16 protein-coding genes and 2 tRNA genes are annotated in these 16,837 nt (G+C 68.3%); 13 read left to right on the top strand and 5 right to left on the bottom strand.

Translation table 11 applies throughout. The annotated features are described in order from the left end of the window. Positions 1 to 187: 187 nt before the first annotated feature. A complete protein-coding gene (dnaE, locus tag ACTIFS_RS16950; RefSeq protein ID WP_439575299.1) occupies positions 188 to 3,625 on the top strand; it encodes a DNA polymerase III subunit alpha in 3,438 nt (1,145 codons plus the stop codon). 21 nt (positions 3,626 to 3,646) lie between these two features. Here the strand turns inward: dnaE and ACTIFS_RS16945 are convergent, their stop codons facing one another. Both ACTIFS_RS16945 and gloA read right to left on the bottom strand, forming a co-directional pair. Then, complete coding sequence (locus tag ACTIFS_RS16945; protein ID WP_439575298.1) at positions 3,647 to 4,816, bottom strand: aminotransferase; 1,170 nt, start codon at positions 4,814 to 4,816, stop codon at positions 3,647 to 3,649. Positions 4,817 to 4,820: 4 nt separating this feature from the next. After that, positions 4,821 to 5,279, bottom strand: a complete 459-nt coding sequence (gene gloA / locus ACTIFS_RS16940) for a lactoylglutathione lyase (RefSeq protein WP_439575297.1) — start codon at positions 5,277 to 5,279, stop codon at positions 4,821 to 4,823. 26 nt (positions 5,280 to 5,305) lie between these two features. Here gloA and ACTIFS_RS16935 point away from each other — a divergent pair, with 26 nt between their 5' ends. From ACTIFS_RS16935 to ACTIFS_RS16910, 6 genes are all read left to right on the top strand, one after another. Beyond that, on the top strand, positions 5,306 to 6,088 hold the full coding sequence (locus ACTIFS_RS16935; RefSeq protein WP_439575296.1) for an SIR2 family NAD-dependent protein deacylase: 783 nt from the start codon (positions 5,306 to 5,308) through the stop codon (positions 6,086 to 6,088). Positions 6,089 to 6,244: 156 nt separating this feature from the next. After that, positions 6,245 to 6,853 carry a cold-shock protein gene (locus tag ACTIFS_RS16930; RefSeq protein WP_439575295.1) on the top strand — a complete coding sequence of 203 codons (609 nt, stop codon included), beginning with the start codon at positions 6,245 to 6,247 and terminating at the stop codon, positions 6,851 to 6,853. Between the two features lie 18 nt (positions 6,854 to 6,871). Continuing rightward, positions 6,872 to 7,330 carry a DUF192 domain-containing protein gene (locus ACTIFS_RS16925; protein ID WP_439575294.1) on the top strand — a complete coding sequence of 153 codons (459 nt, stop codon included), beginning with the start codon at positions 6,872 to 6,874 and terminating at the stop codon, positions 7,328 to 7,330. Positions 7,331 to 7,387: 57 nt separating this feature from the next. Beyond that, positions 7,388 to 7,464, top strand: a tRNA-Pro gene (locus ACTIFS_RS16920). Between the two features lie 15 nt (positions 7,465 to 7,479). Continuing rightward, positions 7,480 to 7,785, top strand: coding sequence for an ETC complex I subunit (locus ACTIFS_RS16915; protein WP_439575293.1), 306 nt, complete (start codon positions 7,480 to 7,482; stop codon positions 7,783 to 7,785). A 28-nt stretch (positions 7,786 to 7,813) separates the two neighbouring features. After that, positions 7,814 to 7,890: transfer RNA gene (locus ACTIFS_RS16910), tRNA-Arg, on the top strand. A 5-nt stretch (positions 7,891 to 7,895) separates the two neighbouring features. On the opposite strand, the gene ACTIFS_RS16905 is transcribed toward ACTIFS_RS16910, so the two are convergent. Then, positions 7,896 to 8,429, bottom strand: coding sequence for a VUT family protein (locus ACTIFS_RS16905; RefSeq protein ID WP_439575292.1), 534 nt, complete (start codon positions 8,427 to 8,429; stop codon positions 7,896 to 7,898). A gap of 223 nt (positions 8,430 to 8,652) precedes the next feature. Between ACTIFS_RS16905 and ACTIFS_RS16900 the strand changes: the two genes are divergently transcribed. Further along, a complete protein-coding gene (locus ACTIFS_RS16900) occupies positions 8,653 to 9,516 on the top strand; it encodes a phosphatase PAP2 family protein (protein ID WP_439575291.1) in 864 nt (287 codons plus the stop codon). On the opposite strand, the gene metC is transcribed toward ACTIFS_RS16900, so the two are convergent. Then, entirely contained in the window at positions 9,517 to 10,698 is a 1,182-nt protein-coding gene (metC, locus tag ACTIFS_RS16895; protein WP_439575290.1) for a cystathionine beta-lyase, read from the bottom strand. Between the two features lie 221 nt (positions 10,699 to 10,919). On the opposite strand from metC, the gene ACTIFS_RS16890 reads away from it, so the two are divergent. The 5 genes from ACTIFS_RS16890 to ACTIFS_RS16870 all read left to right on the top strand — a co-directional run bounded on the left by ACTIFS_RS16890 (position 10,920) and on the right by ACTIFS_RS16870 (position 15,918). After that, positions 10,920 to 11,945, top strand: coding sequence for an amino acid ABC transporter substrate-binding protein (locus tag ACTIFS_RS16890; RefSeq protein ID WP_439575289.1), 1,026 nt, complete (start codon positions 10,920 to 10,922; stop codon positions 11,943 to 11,945). A 150-nt stretch (positions 11,946 to 12,095) separates the two neighbouring features. Next, positions 12,096 to 13,289: an amino acid ABC transporter permease gene (locus ACTIFS_RS16885; RefSeq protein ID WP_439575414.1), complete on the top strand. Its 1,194-nt coding sequence runs from the start codon at positions 12,096 to 12,098 to the stop codon at positions 13,287 to 13,289. A gap of 10 nt (positions 13,290 to 13,299) precedes the next feature. Then, positions 13,300 to 14,613, top strand: coding sequence for an amino acid ABC transporter permease (locus ACTIFS_RS16880; protein WP_439575288.1), 1,314 nt, complete (start codon positions 13,300 to 13,302; stop codon positions 14,611 to 14,613). Positions 14,614 to 14,654: 41 nt separating this feature from the next. Further along, the gene (locus tag ACTIFS_RS16875) at positions 14,655 to 15,428 is read left to right on the top strand and encodes an amino acid ABC transporter ATP-binding protein (protein WP_439575287.1); all 774 of its coding nucleotides are present in this window, start codon (positions 14,655 to 14,657) and stop codon (positions 15,426 to 15,428) included. Between the two features lie 22 nt (positions 15,429 to 15,450). Beyond that, positions 15,451 to 15,918, top strand: coding sequence for a hypothetical protein (locus ACTIFS_RS16870; RefSeq protein ID WP_439575286.1), 468 nt, complete (start codon positions 15,451 to 15,453; stop codon positions 15,916 to 15,918). A gap of 35 nt (positions 15,919 to 15,953) precedes the next feature. Here the strand turns inward: ACTIFS_RS16870 and sseA are convergent, their stop codons facing one another. Further along, entirely contained in the window at positions 15,954 to 16,832 is an 879-nt protein-coding gene (sseA, locus tag ACTIFS_RS16865; RefSeq protein WP_439575285.1) for a 3-mercaptopyruvate sulfurtransferase, read from the bottom strand. Positions 16,833 to 16,837: the final 5 nt, after the last annotated feature.

The following is a 16,837-nucleotide window of genomic DNA, read 5'->3' as shown; positions in this document are numbered from 1 at the left end:
CCTGGGCCTGTTCACGGGCATGGTGACGGTCTGGGCGCAGGCCCTGCAGGGTCTTTGACGCCGGCGGCAGCCTCTGCCGTGGATGACGGACGGTTTGCAGTCCGTCAGTGGTTGAAAGGGGCGGGTGGTGCCGTCCATGGTCGGGCGGTTCGGGGGCGTGGCGAGTCGGACAGGAAGGGACGGCACGATGACGATGAGGACCTTTGTCCATCTGCGCGTCCATTCGGCCTTCTCGCTGCTGGAGGGCGCGCTGCCCATCGGCAAGCTCGCCAAGCTGGCGGCCGCCGACCGGATGCCGGCTTTGGCGGTGACCGACACCAACAACCTGTTCGGCGCGCTCGAATTCTCCGAGAAGATGGCCGAGACCGGCATCCAGCCGATCGTCGGCCTGACCCTCGCGGTCGATTTCGCCGATCGCGAGGTTGACCCGCGCCGGCCCGGTCTGGCCGTGGCGCGGCCGCGCATCGCGCTTCTGGCCCGCAGCGAGGCCGGCTACCGCAATCTCATGGCCCTCACCAGTCACGGCTTCATGACCGGCGCCGATCAGGGCGATGTCGCCGTGCCCCTTACGGTGCTCGCCGGTCACGGCGAGGGGCTGATCGCGCTGACCGGCGGTCCCGACGGGCCGCTCGACCGGGCGTTTCGCGACGGCCAGCCGGCCCTCGCCGCCAGCCGCCTCGACCGGCTCTCGGCGATCTTCGGCGACGGGCTCTATGTGGAGTTGCAGCGGCACGGCCTCGAGGAGGAGCGTCAGGTCGAGCCGGCCCTCGTGGAAGAGGCCTATCGGCGCGGCCTGCCGCTGGTCGCCACCAACCAGTGCTATTTCGGCGCAGCGAGCGACTACGAGAGCCACGACGCGCTGATCGCCATTGCCGAGGGCCGCATCCTGGCCGATCCCGACCGGCGCAGGCTGACCCCCGAGCACCGCTTCAAGAGCCAGGCGGAGATGGCCGCCCTGTTCGCCGACCTTCCCGAGGCAGTCGAGTCGACGGTGGAGATCGCCCGGCGCTGCCACGCCCGGCCGCGCAAGCGCAAGCCGATCCTGCCGCGCTTCACGCTGGAGGCGGGCGGGGTCGTGGTGGACGAGGCGGCCGAACTTGCCCGCCAGGCCCGCGAAGGGTTGGCGCTGCGCCTTGCCGCCCATGGCCGGGCGCCGGGACTGACCGATAAGGACTATGCCGACCGGCTCGATTTCGAGCTCTCGATCATCGGGAAGATGAAGTTTCCCGGCTATTTCCTCATCGTTGCCGACTTCATCAAATGGGCCAAGGCCCAGGCGATCCCGGTCGGGCCGGGGCGCGGCTCGGGCGCCGGCTCGCTGGTCGCCTATGCGCTGACCATCACCGACCTCGATCCGCTGCGCTTCGACCTTCTGTTCGAGCGCTTCCTCAATCCCGAGCGCGTGTCGATGCCCGATTTCGACATCGACTTCTGCCAGGACCGGCGCGACGAGGTGATCCGCTACGTGCAGGCGCGCTATGGCCGCGACCAGGTGGCCCAGATCATCACCTTCGGCACGCTGCAGGCCCGCGGCGTGCTGCGCGATGTCGGCCGGGTCCTCGAAATGCCCTATGGCCAGGTCGACAAGCTGTGCAAGCTGGTGCCGCAGAACCCGGCTGCGCCCGTCACCCTGGACAAGGCCATCGAGGGCGAGCCGAAGCTGCAGGCCGCCCGCGACGAGGAGCCGGTGGTCAGGCGGCTGTTCGACATCGCCACCCGGCTGGAGGGTCTCAACCGCCACGCCTCGACCCATGCGGCCGGCCTGGTCATCGGCGACAGGCCGCTGGTCGAGCTGGTTCCGCTCTACCGCGATCCGAAGACCGACATGCCGGTCACCCAGTTCAACATGAAATGGGTTGAGAATGCGGGACTGGTGAAGTTCGACTTTCTCGGGCTGAAGACGCTGACGGTGCTGCAGACGGCGGTCGACCTGCTCAAGGCCCGCGGCATCGCCGTCGACCTCGCCGCCATACCGCTCGACGACGCGAAGTCCTACGACATGCTGGCCCGCGGCGAGACGGTCGGGGTGTTCCAGGTGGAAAGCGCCGGCATGCGCAAGGCGCTCGTCGAGATGCGGGCGAGCCGGTTCGAGGACATCATCGCGCTGGTGGCGCTCTACCGGCCGGGCCCGATGGCGAACATCCCCGTCTATTGCGCGCGCAAGCACGGGCTGGAAAAGGCCGAGTATCCCCATCCGCTGCTCGAGCAGGTGCTGGCCGAGACCCACGGCATCATCGTCTATCAGGAACAGGTGATGCAGGCCGCGCAGATCCTCTCCGGCTATTCGCTCGGAGAGGCCGACCTTCTGCGCCGCGCCATGGGCAAGAAGATCAAGGCGGAGATGGACCAGCAGCGCGAGCGCTTCGTCACCGGCTGCGTGAGGCAGGGCATTGCCAAGGCCAAGGCCGACGAGATTTTCGACCTGCTCGCCAAGTTCGCCGATTACGGCTTCAACAAGAGCCACGCGGCGGCCTATGCGCTGGTCGCCTACCAGACGGCCTGGCTGAAGGCCAACCATCCGGTCGAGTTCATGGCCGCGTCCATGACGCTGGACCTGTCGAACACCGACAAGCTGGCGGAATTCCGCAGGGAGGCGCTGCGGCTCGGCATCAGGGTGGAGCCGCCCTGCGTCAACCGCTCGGGCGTCACCTTCGATGTCAGCGAGGGGCGCGTGCTCTATGCGCTGGCGGCGGTCAAGGGGGTCGGCGCCCAGGCGGTCGAGGCCATCGTCGCGGCGCGTGGCGCGCGGCCCTTCGCCGACCTTGCCGATTTCGCCCAGCGCATCAATCCGAAGGCGCTCAACCGGAAAACGCTGGAAAACCTTGCGGCGGCGGGTGCCTTCGACGCACTGGAGCCGAACCGCGCCCGTGCGATGGCGGCCGCCGAGCGCATCCTGGCGGAGGCCCAGCGGCGCGCCGAGGGCCGCGCCCTCGGCCAGGACGAACTGTTCGGCGGCGGCGGCGGGCAGGGCGGACTGGCACTCGCGGAGGTCGAGCCCTGGCTGGCGGGCCGGCGGCTCGACGAGGAGTTCAAGGCCATCGGCTTCTTCCTCTCCGGCCATCCGCTGGACGATTATCGCGCGGCGCTCCAGCGCCTGAGGATCGAACCCTTCGCCGCCTTCGCCCAGAGCGTGCGGCGCGGCGCGAGCGCGGGCCGGCTCGCCGGTGTCGTCACCGGCCGGCAGGAGCGGCGCACCCGCACGGGCAACAAGATGGGCATCGTCACGCTGTCCGACCCGTCGGGCCAGTACGAGGCCGTGCTGTTCTCCGAGGGGCTTGCCGCCTATCGGGACCTTCTTGAGCCCGGCCGCGCCGTGCTGATGGCGGTGGGGGCCGAGTTGCAGGGCGAGGAGGTGCGCGTGCGCATCCAGAGCGTCGAGCCGCTCGATGATGCAACCCTGCGCGTGCAGAAGGGATTCCGCGTCGTCGTCGAGGGGCCCGGCCCCGTCGACAGCATCGCGAAGCGGCTCACCGCACGCGGGGACGGCGAGATCAGCCTTGTGATGATGCTGCCGGACGCCGGCAGCGAGGTGGAGCTGAAGCTGCCGGGCCGCTTTGCCGTCTCGCCGCAGATCGCTGGCGCGATCAAGGCCGTGCCGGGCGTGCTGGAGGTGGCGGAACTCTGATCGCTGCGCGCACGCCCTCGCTCATGGCCTGAGACCCCTCAGCCGGCCGGGCAAGGTGGCGATCGCCGTCTCGTCGGCATTGGCGAAGGCAAGGCGGATATGGTCGTCCTGTCCGGGACCGAAGAAGGAGCCGGGCAGGCCGAGCACGCCCCGTTCGACCGCCAGCCGCTCGGCGACGCGTTCGGCCGGCACGCCGTCGAACGGGTGGCGCAGATAGGCGAAATAGGCGCCGATGGAGGTTGCCGACCAGCCGGGGGCCTCGGCCACCACCTGTTCGAAGGCGGCGATGCGGGCATTGATGGTCGCGCGCATGGCCTGCCGCCAGGGCGCAACCGCCTCGATGGCCCAGGCCAGCGCGGCCTGGGCCGGCCGCGCCGCGCAGATCTGGAAGCTGTCGAGCACCTTCAGGATCGAGGCCATGGCCTTTGGACCTGCGGTGATCGCGCCGGTGCGGTGGCCGGGAATCGCGTAGGATTTCGAGAAGGAATAGAGCTGGACGACATGGTCGCGCCAGTCGTCGCGCGCCAGCAGGCCATGCGCCCGGACGGTGCCGTCGGGCAGGAAGTCGCGATAGGTCTCGTCGAGGATCAGGGCCAGTCCGTGCCGGCGGGCAAGCGCCGCGAATTCCGCGATCAGGCCCTCCGGATAGATGGCTCCGGTCGGATTGTTCGGCGTCACGAGCACGATGGCGCGCGTCGCGGGCCCGATCAGCGCCTCGGCGGCGGCGGGGTCCGGAACGAAGCGGTTCTCGGCCCGGCAGGTGAGGGGCTGGACGGTCACGCCGAGCATCTGCAGCGTCATCTGGTGGTTGAAATACCAGGGCGCCGGCAGGATCACCCCGTCGCCGGGAGCGGCGACCGCCAGCACCGCCGCCACGAAGGCGAGGTTGCAGCCGGCCGTGATGGCGACGTCCTGTGGCCCGACATCGCCGCCATAGATCGCCGACACCTCGGCGGCATAGGCGCGCCTCAGCGCCTCGTCGCCGAGGATCGGGCCGTAGCGCGCCACCTCCGCCGTGCCGGCCGCGCAGGCGAGGCGCTCCAGCAGGTCCTGAGGCGGCGGCGCGCCGGGGGCGGCCTGCGAGAGGTCGATGGCCGGCCCGAAGGCGCCGTCATAGCGGCTCATCCAGGCCCGGGCGGCCGGGATCGGCGGCGTGCCGGTATCGACGACGCCCGGGTTCAGCGCGAACAAGGGCTCACCACACGCCGGTATTGGGCATGGAGGCCCAGGGCTCGGATGGGGCCTTGGCCTCGCCCTTCTGCAGCAGTTCGATGGAGATGTTGTCGGGCGAGCGGATGAAGGCCATGACGCCGTCGCGCGGCGGCCGGTTGATGGTGATTCCGGCGGCCATCAGCGCCTCGCAGGTGGCATAGATGTCATCGACCTCATAGGCGAGATGGCCGAAATTGCGCCCGCCGGTATAGGTTTCGGGATCCCAGTTGTAGGTCAGTTCCAGTGTCGGGGCCGGCCGCCGGCCGGCTGCGATGTCGGCCTTGGCCGCAGCGACATCGTCCGCCGCGCACAGGAAGACCAGCGAGAAGCGGCCCTTCTCGACGTCCATCCGGCGGACCTGAACCATTCCGAGCCGGTTGCAGTAGAAGTCGAGGGACTGGTCGAGATCGGTCACACGGACCATGGTGTGCAGGTAGCGCATGGGGCCTCGCAGGGGATGGAAGGGCGATGGACGCGGAGTTGACGACGCAGGTGGACGATCTGGCAAGCCTGATCCGGCAGGCCAGCCGTGCCGTGGCCTTCACCGGCGCCGGCCTGTCCACCGAATGCGGCATTCCGGACTTCCGTTCGCCGGGCGGGCTGTGGACCCGGAACAAGCCGATCCCCTTCGATGCGTTCCTGGCGAGCCGCGAAGTGCGCAGCGAGGCCTGGCGGCGCAAGTTCGCGATGGATGCGACCTTTTCCGCCGCGGTGCCGGGTCGCGGTCACCGGGCGCTGGCCGGCATGGTCCGCTCCGGCCGGCTTGCCGGCATCATCACCCAGAACATCGACAACCTGCACCAGGATTCGGGCGTGCCGGACGGACAGCTGATCGAGCTTCATGGCAACGGCACCTATGCCCATTGCCTCGACTGCCGGCAGCGCTACGACCTGGACTGGGTGCGTGGGCGCTTCCATGCGGCCGGCGGTCAGGCGCCCGACTGCGAAGCCTGCCTCGGCCCGGTCAAGGCTGCCACCATCTCGTTCGGCCAGGCCATGCCCGAAGAGGAGATGCGGCAGGCCGTGCGCTGGACGCTGTCGAGCGACCTTTTCCTGGCCATCGGTTCCTCGCTGGTGGTCTATCCGGCCGCCGGCCTGCCGGCCTCGGCGCGGCAGAACGGCGCACGCCTCGTCATCATCAACGGCGAGGAGACGCCGCTCGACGCCATGGCCGACCTGGTGATCCGTGCCGATATCGGCACGGTGCTGGAGGCGGCGGGCGATCGCCTTGCGGCATCAGGGCTCTCCTGATCCCCCGTCAACACGCTGTGCACCACTTTGTTGCCGAAGCGGTGGACGGGCCGAAATTTGGGCTTCCCGCAGGCAGGACGGGTGTTATCCTTTCATCGAGAATCAGGGCGGGGTGGGATCGAGGCCAGCGATCCCGATACAGCGGCGGTGAGTGCGATGACGTCGGACAAGTCCGACCCGGAGGGCCTGGGCGCCAAGAGCGCCGACATGGTTCGCAACCAGAGCGCGACGGTGGCCGACGAGGTTCCCGCCAATCTGGTCGAGGTGTCCGGCACGATCAAATGGTTCGATGTGGCCAAGGGTTACGGCTTCATCGTGCCGGATGACGGCGGACCCGACGTGCTCCTGCACGTCACCAGCCTGAGGCGCGACGGCTACCAGACAGCCTATGAGGGCGCCCGCATCGTGGTCGAGGCGATGGCGCGCCAGCGCGGCCTCCAGACGTTCCGCGTGGTCTCCATGGACGACAGCACGGCGGTGCATCCCTCGCAGCTGCCGCCGCCGCGCACCCATGTGTCGGTGACGCCGACGAGTTCGCTGGAGCGCGCCGAGGTCAAGTGGTTCAACCGGCTGCGCGGCTTCGGCTTCCTGTCGCGCGGGCCGGGCACGCCCGACATCTTCGTGCACATGGAAACGCTGCGCCGCTACGGCATGACCGAGCTGCGGCCCGGCCAGTGGGTGCTGGTGCGTTATGGCGATGGCGACAAGGGCCTGATGGCGGCAGAGGTGCGTCCGGACGGCGCCTCCTTTCCCTCTTCCCACTGAGCCGCTAGAACAGCGGTCATGCTGATCGATCGCCGCCTTGTTCTCGCTGCCGGCTTCGCCTCGCTCGCGGGGGGGACGGCCCTTGCCCGCACCCCGCTCACCCAGCTGACCATCGTCACCCGCGCGGGCGCACGCCATCCCTTCCAGCTCGAACTGGCGGACACGCCCGAGAAGCGGTCGCGCGGGCTGATGTTCCGCCGCAGCCTGCCGGACGGGCAGGGCATGCTGTTCGAGTTCGGCGCCCGGGAGACCGAGGTGACGATGTGGATGAAGAACACCTACATCCCGCTCGACATGATCTTCATCCGCGCCAACGGCGTCATCCGCAACATCGCCGAGAACACCACGCCGCTGTCGGAGGCGATCGTGGCCTCGGACGGGCCGGTGAAGGGGGTGCTGGAGGTGATTGCCGGCACGTCGCGGCGCCTCGGCATCGCGCCCGGAGACCGGGTGGAGCATCCCTGGTTCGGCGGCTGAGCGGGCGGCACCGCGCGCCTTGCCCCCCGACCGGCGCTCGGCTATGTGCGGGTGAGACGGGGCGTAGCGCAGCCTGGTAGCGCGAGAGTTTTGGGTACTCTAGGTCGCTGGTTCGAATCCAGTCGCCCCGACCAAACCGGAGGATGAACGTGGTCGCGCGCATCTACAGGCCGGCCCGGACCGCCATGCAGTCCGGCCAGGCCAAGACCCATTCCTGGCGTCTGGATTTCGAGCCGGAGGCGCCGCGCACGGTCGAGCCGCTCATGGGCTATACGAGTTCGACCGACATGCGCCAGCAGGTTCGGCTTGCCTTCGACACGAAGGAAGAGGCGATCGCCTATGCCGAGCGCAACGTCCTCGCGTATCAGGTCTTCGAGGACGAGCAACCGAAGCGGCGCATCGCCGCCTATTCGGACAATTTCAGGTTCAACCGCGTCGGCGCCTGGACCCATTGAGGGCCGGCGGCGGGGCGGGCGGACATCAGGTCCCGTAGCTCAGCCGGATAGAGCGACAGCCTTCTAAGCTGTTGGTCGCAGGTTCGAATCCTGCCGGGATCGCCAGCCGTTCAGGCCGTGCCGGCCGACTCAAGCCGCCTGCGCGCCAGCCAGATGCCGACAGTGGCGAGCGCCACCATCCAGACCTTGCCGAGCACAAGGCCGGGAAGAAGCGCGACCGAGCCGAAGGCGAGGTAGAGGAACAAGGCCGAATCGATGACGGTGCCGACCAGGCTGGATGCCAGGACGGCGGCGATCAGGCGCTTGCGGGCAAGCGGGGTATAGACCGCCGTGTCGGCCAGTTCCGAGAACAGGAAGGCGGCGGCCGATGCGATGGCGAGCGCGGCGGGCGCCACGGTCCATGACAGCGCCGCGCCTATCGCGATGCCGGCCAGCGACCAGCCGATGCCGATGGTGCGCTGGACGATGTCGCGCAGCACCAGCGCCAGTCCGATCATCAGCACGCCGCTCGGGGCCATCAGCCCGAAGCCGACGGGGATGAGGCACGGGCCGCCGGGTACGCAGACCGTGCCGGCATTGCCGATCAGCCAGTTGGCGGCGGGGATGGTGGCGACGAAGCCGGCGAGGGCGAGATATCCGATCATGATGGGTGCAGTGCAGCGAAATCCGGGGAGGGGCGGCTATAGCCGGACCGTCGCGCCGGCGCCAGCTCCGCCGGCGTCAACCCTGCCCCGTGACAGTATGCCCCGCCGTGACAGCGCCCGCGCGCGGGACTAGAAGGCATCGGGGCCGGAGGGCCGCCGGACGGGGAGGCAAGGCCTCTGTCCTTGTCGGCGGCGCGGGCCGGCAGGTTGCAGAAGGATGCCGATGACGACCGGGGCCGAGAACCGACCGCTGCCCGAATCGCCCGCCCGTCAGTTGACGCCGCGCGGCTTCGGCGAGGCGCTGGCCGGGGGACTTGCCCGGCTGGTGCGGCCGCCGCGGCCCATGGCCACGCCGGCGTTCCGGATCTTCGCGGGCTGGCCGGAGCGCATCTGCGCGGCGCTCGTCGGGCTCGCGCTGGTGCTGTTCGGCATGGCTTATCTCGACACGCCGATCCTGCGCATGGCCGGCCGGTTCGAGGGCTGGTGGGGCACGGTCTTCACGATCGCAACCGATATGGGCCGCTCCGACTGGATCCTGATTCCGTCCGGTGTCGCCCTTCTGGCGCTGCTGGCACTGGCCTCACCGGCGCGCTCCCTGGCCGACCGCGTGCTGCTGGCGCTCGCGGCGCGCTTCGCCTTCGTGTTCCTGGCCGTCGGCGGTTCGGGCCTGATCATCTCCATCGTCAAGCGCATCATCGCCCGCGGGCGGCCGCGATTCTTCGACGAGTTCGGCGCGCTCTACTTCCAGTTTCCCTCGTGGAGCCCGCATTTCGCGAGCTTTCCCTCGGGCCATTCGCAGACCGCCTTTGCCTCGGCGCTGGCGCTGGCCTTCCTGTTTCCCCGCTGGCGCCTCTGGCTGATCGGGGCGGCCTTCGTCATCGCCTACAGCCGCGTGGCGGTGGACGCGCACTATTTCACCGATATCGTGGTTGGGTCCCTGTGGGGCGCGTGGTTCACGCTGATGACGCGCGAATTGTTCGCGCGCCGGGGCCTCGTGTTCACGCCGGGCGCGGACCGGCGGCCCTTCGCCCTGCCATGGCGGCGCGTGCGGGCAGCCGTTGCCGCCCGCCTCTCGCGCGCGGGCTGATCAGACGGAGGCCTTCATCCGCTCGAAGCCGGCGGCCAGGTCCGCCTGCAGATCGGCCACGTCCTCGAGGCCGATCTGGAAGCGCAGGGCCGTGCCGCCGGGGTTCCAGGTGGTGACCGAGCGATAGGGCGAGCAGTCGAAGGGCACGACGAGGCTCTCGTAGCCACCCCAGGAATAGCCCATGCCGAACAGTTCCAGCCCGTCGAGGAAGGCGGCAAGCTGCTGTTCGGAGACCGGGTGCAGGATGACCGAGAACAGGCCGGAGGCGCCCTTGAAGTCGCGCTTCCAGATGTCGTGGCCGGGATGGTGCGGCATGGCCGGGTGCAACACGGTCTTGACCTCGGGCCGGGCGGCGAGCCAGTCGGCCATGGCGCGGCCCTGACGGCCGGCCTCGTCGAGGCGCAGCTTCATGGTGCGCAGGCCGCGCAGGGCGAGGAAACAGTCCTCCGGCCCCGGCACGATGGCCATCAGGTCATAGGTGTCGCGCAGCATCTTCCAGCAGCGCTCGTTGGCCGTGACCATGCCCATCAGCAGGTCCGAATGACCGCCGAGATATTTGGTGCCGGCTTCGATGGCGATGTCGACGCCGCGCTCGTGCGGCGGGAAATAGAGGGGCGTGGCCCAGGTGTTGTCCATGACGACGATGGCGTCGCGGGCATGGGCGACCTCGGCGATGGCCGGGATGTCCTGCATCTCGAACGATTGCGAGCCGGGCGCCTCGGTGAACACGACCTTCGTGTTCGGCCGCATCAGGTCGGCGATGCCCGCGCCGATGACCGGGTCGTAATAGGTGGTCTCGACGCCGAACCGCTTCAGGATGGTGTTGGAATATTCGCGGGTGGGCCGATAGACCGAATCCGTGACCAGCATGTGATCGCCGGCCTTCAGGCAGGCTTGCAGCGCCACCACGATGGCGGCGAGGCCCGAGGGCACGAGCACCGCGCCGGCGGCGCCCGAAATGTCGGCCCAGGCCTCCTCCAGCGCGCGCGTGGTCGGCGTGCCGCGGGTGCCATAGACATAGGGCTGCCGCCGGGCCTTCAACTCGTCATAGGTCGGATAGAGGACGGTCGAGCCGCGGTAGATCGGCGTGTTGACGAAGCCGAACTGGTCGGCCGGCTTGCGCCCGCCGAGCACAAGGCGCGTGCGGTCGGCGAGGCTCTTGGGGTTGGACGGACCGGCCATGATCGCCTCGATGTTCGCAATGCGCGGATTGCAGGGAGCGGGAAGGAACCGGTTTTCCCCGGCGGGGATGCGACCCGTCAAGCCCTTGACCCCCGCCAGAAGATGGCCTGTGATGCACGAATGCGGGGTCTCGGGACCGTGCAGCCCATCGAGAGGCCACACCCGATACCCGCGGAAGACAACAAATCTGCCTTGAGAACAGAGTGGAAAGGCTGCCCCCCATGAAACGGATTGTCTCGACCATCGCGCTTGGCGCGGTCCTCGGTCTCGCCGCCTCGGCGGCCCAGGCCCAGGCACCGACAACGCTGCGCAACATCCAGAACAAGGGCTTCGTCCAGTGCGGCGTGACCCAGGGTCTGGCCGGCTTCTCCATGCCGGACAGCGCCGGTAACTGGACCGGGCTCGACGTGGACCTGTGCCGGGCGCTCGCCGCGGCCATCTTCAACGACCCGACCAAGGTGCGGTTCTCGCCGCTCTCGGCCAAGGACCGCTTCACGGCGCTCCAGTCCGGCGAAATCGACGTGCTGTCGCGCAACACCACCTGGACGCTGCAGCGCGACACTTCGCTCGGCCTGAACTTTGCCGGCGTGAACTATTACGACGGCCAGGGCTTCATGGTCCGCAAGTCGCTGAACGTGAAGAGCGCGCGCGAACTGTCCGGCGCCTCGGTCTGCGTGCAGACCGGAACGACGACCGAGCTCAACGTCGCCGACTTCTTCCGCGCCAACAACATGCGCTACGAGCCGGTGGTCTTCGCCAGCGCCGACGAGACGGTGAAGGCCTATGATGCCGGCCGCTGCGACGTGTTCACGACGGACGCGTCCGGCCTTTATGCCGAGCGCATCAAGCTGGCCAAGCCGGACGACCACATGGTTCTGCCGGAGATCATCTCCAAGGAGCCGCTCGGCCCGGTCGTCCGCCACGGTGACGACCAGTGGTTCGACATCGTCAAGTGGACCCACTTCGCGATGGTCACGGCCGAGGAACTCAACATCACCAAGGCCAATCTCGACCAGATGATGCAGTCCACCAATCCCGAGATCCGGCGCGTTCTCGGCGTGGAGGGCAATTTTGGCGAGGCGCTCGGCCTGACCAAGGACTGGGTAGTGCGCATCGTCCGCCATGTCGGCAATTACGGCGAGATCTTCGACCGGAATGTCGGACCCACGACCCGCCTCGGCATCCAGCGCGGCCAGAACGCGCTCTGGACCAAGGGCGGCCTGCAATACGCCCCGCCGATCCGCTGATCGCGACGTCACGTTGCGGTGCAATTACGACTGGACATAATCACCGTCCCGGGTCCACGATCCGGGACGGTTTGCCGGTGAAGAGTATGGCTGGGCCGCCTCCGGGCGGATCAAAAGCCCCTCACCGCACCAGAGAAGGGGATGGCGATTATGACGGACGGCACATTGCCGGCTCGCGGGGGCAGTGCGCCCAAAGTGGCGTTCTTTAACGATCCGAAGACGCGAAGCCTGATCTTCCAGACCCTGGCCCTGGCGCTGCTCGTCTTCATCCTGTTCACGGCGGTGAACAACGCCGTCACCAACCTCAGAAACCAGAACATCGCGGGCGGCTTCGGCTTCCTCAACCAGACGGCCGGCTTCGGCATTTCCCAGACGCCGATCGCGTGGGAAGAATCGATGTCCTACGGCCGGGCCTATCTCATCGGCCTGCTGAACACGCTGCTGGTCGCCGTCGTCGGCATCTTCTTCGCCACCCTGCTCGGCTTCATCGTCGGCGTGGCGCGCCTCTCGCCCAACTGGGTGATCGCCAAGATCGCCTACTGGTATGTCGAAATCATCCGCAACCTGCCGCTGCTGTTCCAGATCCTGTTCTGGTACCTGGCCGTGCTGGCGGCCATGCCGACGCCGCGCAATTCCTATTCGCTGTTCGGGCTGCTGTTCGCCAACCAGCGCGGCATCACGGTCCCACGGCCCGTGTTCGAGACCGGAGCGGGGCTGATCGGCATCGCGCTGATCGTCGGCCTCGTGGCGGCGTTCGCGGTCCGCCACTGGGCGCGCAAGCGCCAGGAGGCGACCGGCGAACAGTTCCCGGTGGTGGCCACCATGACCGGGCTCATTCTCGGGCTGCCGATCCTGGCCTACCTCGTCTCGGGCATGCCCATCTCCTTCGACCATCCCCAGCAGGGCCGCTTCAACCTGACCGGCGGCATGACGCTGATCCCGGAATTCGTCGCGCTGACGGTGGCGCTCGTCGCCTATACCGCCGCCTTCATCGGCGAGATCGTGCGCGCCGGCATCCAGGCGGTCAGCCACGGCCAGACGGAAGCCGGCCGGTCGCTCGGCCTGCCGGAGGGGCGCATCCTCAACCTCATCGTGATCCCGCAGGCGCTGCGGGTCATCATCCCGCCGCTGACCAGCCAGTACCTCAACCTGACCAAGAACTCCTCGCTGGCGGTCGGCATCGGCTATCCCGACGTCGTCTCGGTCGGCGGCACCATCCTCAACCAGACGGGCCAGGCGATCGAGGTCATCGCCATGTGGATGGGCTGCTACCTGACCATCTCGATCGCCACCTCCATCTTCATGAACTGGTACAACCGGCGCATCGCGCTGGTGGAACGGTGAGGAGCGGGACATGACCACCTCCTTCACCCGCGGAGAGATCCTCCAGCCGCTGCCGCCGCCGGCCAGTCTCGTCGGCCCCTGGGGCTGGGCCCGGGCCAAGCTGTTCTCCAGCCCGCTGCAGACGCTCCTGACGCTGGTGGGCGCCTATATCGCCTATGTGCTGATCTGGACCTTCGTCGATTTCACCATCATTCGCGCCGTGTGGACCGGCGAGGATCGCGATGCCTGCCTCGACGAAAAGGTGGGGCGCAGCGTCGGGGCCTGCTGGCCCTTCGTCTGGGCCAAATTCGGCCAGTTCATGTACGGCTTCTATCCGGTCGAGGAGCGCTGGCGGGTCAACCTGACCTATATCATCGCGATCATCCTGCTGATCCCGCTGCTGATCCCGAGCCTGCCGCACAAGGTGCTGAACGCGGTGCTTTTCTTCGGCGCCTTTCCGGTCCTCGCCTTCAACCTTCTCTACGGCGGCTCGATCATCAATCCCTGGCTGAGCGCCATCGGCTGGCTTGCCCTGATCGGCGGCGTCACGCTGATGGTCGGCTATCTGATGAGCCGCGTGGAGGAAAATCCCAATACGCTGTTCCTGCAATACGGCTTCGCGGCGCTTGCGGTCGGCGTGCTCGCGCTGGTCATCGTGCGAACCGGCATCGTCGATGCGCCGGCGCTGCCCATCGTCGAGACACGGCAATGGGGCGGCCTGCTGGTGACGCTGGTGGTGGCAACCACCGGCATCGTGGCGGCCCTGCCGATCGGCGTGGCGCTGGCGCTCGGCCGGCGGTCGAAGATGCCGATCATCCGCTTCCTGTCGGTTGGCCTGATCGAGATGGTGCGCGGCGTGCCGCTGATCACCGTGCTGTTCTTCGCCACCTACATGCTGCCGCTGTTCCTCGAGCGCTCGCCCGACGCGATGGTGCGCGTGCTGGTCGGCGTGTCGATCTTCTCCGGCGCCTACATGGCCGAGACGATCCGTGGCGGCTTGCAGGCCATCCCGAAGGGCCAGTTCGAGGGCGCCATGGCGCTTGGGCTCAACTATCCGCGCATGATGGGGCTGATCGTCATGCCCCAGGCGCTGAAGCTGGTGATCCCCGGCATCGTCAACTCCTTCATCGGCCTGTTCAAGGACACGACGCTGGTCTCGATCGTTGCCATCTTCGACCTGCTCGGCGGCATCCGCGCCGGGTTCACCGACCCGCAATGGGCAAGCCCGGTGACGCTCTACACCGGCTTTGCCTTTGCCGGGATCATCTATTTCGCCTTCTGCTACTTCATGTCCCGCTACTCGATCTTCGTCGAGAACAGGCTCAACACCAGCCTGCGCCGCTGACGGCGCCGGACCGCGACGACAAGGCCTTCCAGGAGTTCCGCATGTCCAGCCCGTCTCCCGCCCGGATGCCGACGACGACCAACGAGGTCGCCATCTCCATCACCGGCATGCACAAGTGGTATGGCGAGTTTCATGTCCTGAAGGACATCAACCTGACCGTCCATCGCGGCGAGCGCATCGTCGTCTGCGGGCCGTCGGGCTCCGGCAAATCGACCATGATCCGCTGCGTGAACCGGCTGGAGGAACATCAGCAGGGCCAGATCATCGTCGACGGGATCGAACTGACCGACGACCTGAAGCGGATCGACGAGATCCGGCGCGAGGTCGGCATGGTGTTCCAGCACTTCAACCTGTTTCCGCACCTCTCCATCCTGGAGAACTGCACGCTCGCGCCGATCTGGGTGAAGAAGATGCCCAAGAAGGAGGCCGAGGAGGTGGCGATGCACTACCTCAAGCGGGTGCGCATCCCGGAGCAGGCGCTGAAATATCCCGGCCAGCTGTCCGGCGGCCAGCAGCAGCGCGTCGCCATCGCGCGCGCGCTTTGCATGAGCCCGAAGATCATGCTGTTCGACGAGCCGACATCCGCCCTCGACCCGGAAATGGTCAAGGAGGTGCTCGACACCATGGTGAGCCTCGCCGAGGAAGGCATGACCATGATCTGCGTCACCCACGAGATGGGCTTTGCCCGGCAGGTGGCGAACCGGGTCATCTTCATGGATTACGGGCAGATCATCGAGATGAACGAGCCGAACCAGTTCTTCTCGAACCCGCAGCACGAGCGGACCAAGCTGTTCCTCAGCCAGATCCTGCACTGACCGGCTCGACGGAGGGGCGGCCGTGACTGCCCTCGCGAGCCATCTGCTGCCCCTGTTTGCTGCCGCCTCGCTCGGCCTCCTCGCCGGCGCGCTGCTCGCCGAGGACCGGCTGCTGGTGCCCTACTGGCGCACGCTGCCGGCGGAGGCGTTCTATGCGCTCCACCCGACCTATGGACCGCTGCTGTTCCGCTTCTTCGCGCCGCTGACGATGGTGGTGCCGCCTGCGGCCGTGCTGGCCGCCGTCCAGGTGACCCTCCAGTCCGGACTTGGGCCGCGCAGCCTCGCGGCCATCGCGGCGGCGGTGCTGAGCTGCAGCCTGGTCGGCATCTACCTCGTCTATTTCAGGGCGGCGAACGAGGCCTTCCTGCGGCGCGCCGTGCCGGCCACCGAGCTTGCGGCGGTCCTGGCCAGCTGGGCCGCCTGGCACCGTGCGCGCGTCGTCGTGTGCGTGGCCGCCTTCGGCCTGTCGCTGGTGACGCTGGTCGCCTGAGGCGGGCGCCGCGACGGGCCGACGAAACGGCCGGCTCAGGCCTTCGGCGGCGAACCCGCCGGCGGCCCGGTCTCGACGGCACAGTCGTCGCGCGCGCCCCATTCGGACCATGAGCCGTCATAGAGGCCTGCCGGCTGCTTGCCGAGCGCATCGATCGCAAGCCAGAGGATGGCGGCCGAAACGCCCGAGCCGCAGCTGGTGATCACCGGCCGGTCGAGATCGACCCCGGCGGCCGAGAAGGCCTCGCGGATGCGCTCCTGCGACACGAGCCTGCCGTTCTCGACGAGGCCGGCGAACGGCACGTTGAGCGCGCCGGGCATGTGGCCGGACTTCAGGCCGGGGCGTGGCTCGGCCGTCTCGCCGCGGAAGCGGTCGGCGGGCCGGGCATCGACCACCTGTGTCCGCCCATTGGCCAGCGCCTTCTTGACGTCGCCCAGATCGGCGACCGCGCCGTGGTTCTTGCGGGCGGTGAAATGACGGGCCTCGCGCCGGCGTGCCGGGCCGGTCTCGACCGGCCGGTCCTCGGCGACCCATTTCGGCAGGCCGCCGTCCAGGATGAACACGCGATCGACGCCGAAATTGCGGAACATCCACCACACGCGCGGCGCCGAGAACAGGCCGATCGCGTCGTAGATGAGCACCGACTTGCCGTCGCCGATGCCGAGCGCGCGGCAGGCCGAGGCGAAAGCCGCCGATGACGGCATCATGTGCGGCAGGTCGCTGTCGGCATCCTTCACGGTGTCGATGTCGAAGCGCTGCGCGCCCGGAATATGGGCGGCGGCGAATTCGGCCTCGGCGTCCCGCCCCATGGTCGGCAGGAAATAGGTGCCGTCGAGGATGACGAGGTCCGGATAGTCGAGGTGCTGGGCCAGCCAGTCGGTGGAGCGCAGCCAGGGCGAGGGCAGGGCGGTCATCGTCA

It is taken from the genome of Phreatobacter sp. (genome assembly GCF_051860605.1).
Taxonomy (GTDB): domain Bacteria; phylum Pseudomonadota; class Alphaproteobacteria; order Rhizobiales; family Phreatobacteraceae; genus Phreatobacter.
This window is presented reverse-complemented; position numbering and strand designations above follow the sequence as displayed.

What these genes read in the sequence shown, in the direction of transcription:
- gloA (WP_439575297.1), bottom strand. Translation starts at nt 5,279, where the DNA reads ATGCGCTACCTGCACACCATGGTCCGTGTGACCGATCTCGACCAGTCC.
- ACTIFS_RS16880 (WP_439575288.1), top strand. Translation starts at nt 13,300, where the DNA reads ATGACCACCTCCTTCACCCGCGGAGAGATCCTCCAGCCGCTGCCGCCG.
- ACTIFS_RS16875 (WP_439575287.1), top strand. Translation starts at nt 14,655, where the DNA reads ATGTCCAGCCCGTCTCCCGCCCGGATGCCGACGACGACCAACGAGGTC.
- sseA (WP_439575285.1), bottom strand. Translation starts at nt 16,832, where the DNA reads ATGACCGCCCTGCCCTCGCCCTGGCTGCGCTCCACCGACTGGCTGGCC.
- ACTIFS_RS16905 (WP_439575292.1), bottom strand. Translation starts at nt 8,429, where the DNA reads ATGATCGGATATCTCGCCCTCGCCGGCTTCGTCGCCACCATCCCCGCC.
- ACTIFS_RS16930 (WP_439575295.1), top strand. Translation starts at nt 6,245, where the DNA reads ATGACGTCGGACAAGTCCGACCCGGAGGGCCTGGGCGCCAAGAGCGCC.
- ACTIFS_RS16885 (WP_439575414.1), top strand. Translation starts at nt 12,096, where the DNA reads ATGACGGACGGCACATTGCCGGCTCGCGGGGGCAGTGCGCCCAAAGTG.
- ACTIFS_RS16925 (WP_439575294.1), top strand. Translation starts at nt 6,872, where the DNA reads ATGCTGATCGATCGCCGCCTTGTTCTCGCTGCCGGCTTCGCCTCGCTC.
- metC (WP_439575290.1), bottom strand. Translation starts at nt 10,698, where the DNA reads ATGGCCGGTCCGTCCAACCCCAAGAGCCTCGCCGACCGCACGCGCCTT.
- ACTIFS_RS16890 (WP_439575289.1), top strand. Translation starts at nt 10,920, where the DNA reads ATGAAACGGATTGTCTCGACCATCGCGCTTGGCGCGGTCCTCGGTCTC.
- ACTIFS_RS16935 (WP_439575296.1), top strand. Translation starts at nt 5,306, where the DNA reads ATGGACGCGGAGTTGACGACGCAGGTGGACGATCTGGCAAGCCTGATC.
- ACTIFS_RS16900 (WP_439575291.1), top strand. Translation starts at nt 8,653, where the DNA reads ATGACGACCGGGGCCGAGAACCGACCGCTGCCCGAATCGCCCGCCCGT.
- dnaE (WP_439575299.1), top strand. Translation starts at nt 188, where the DNA reads ATGACGATGAGGACCTTTGTCCATCTGCGCGTCCATTCGGCCTTCTCG.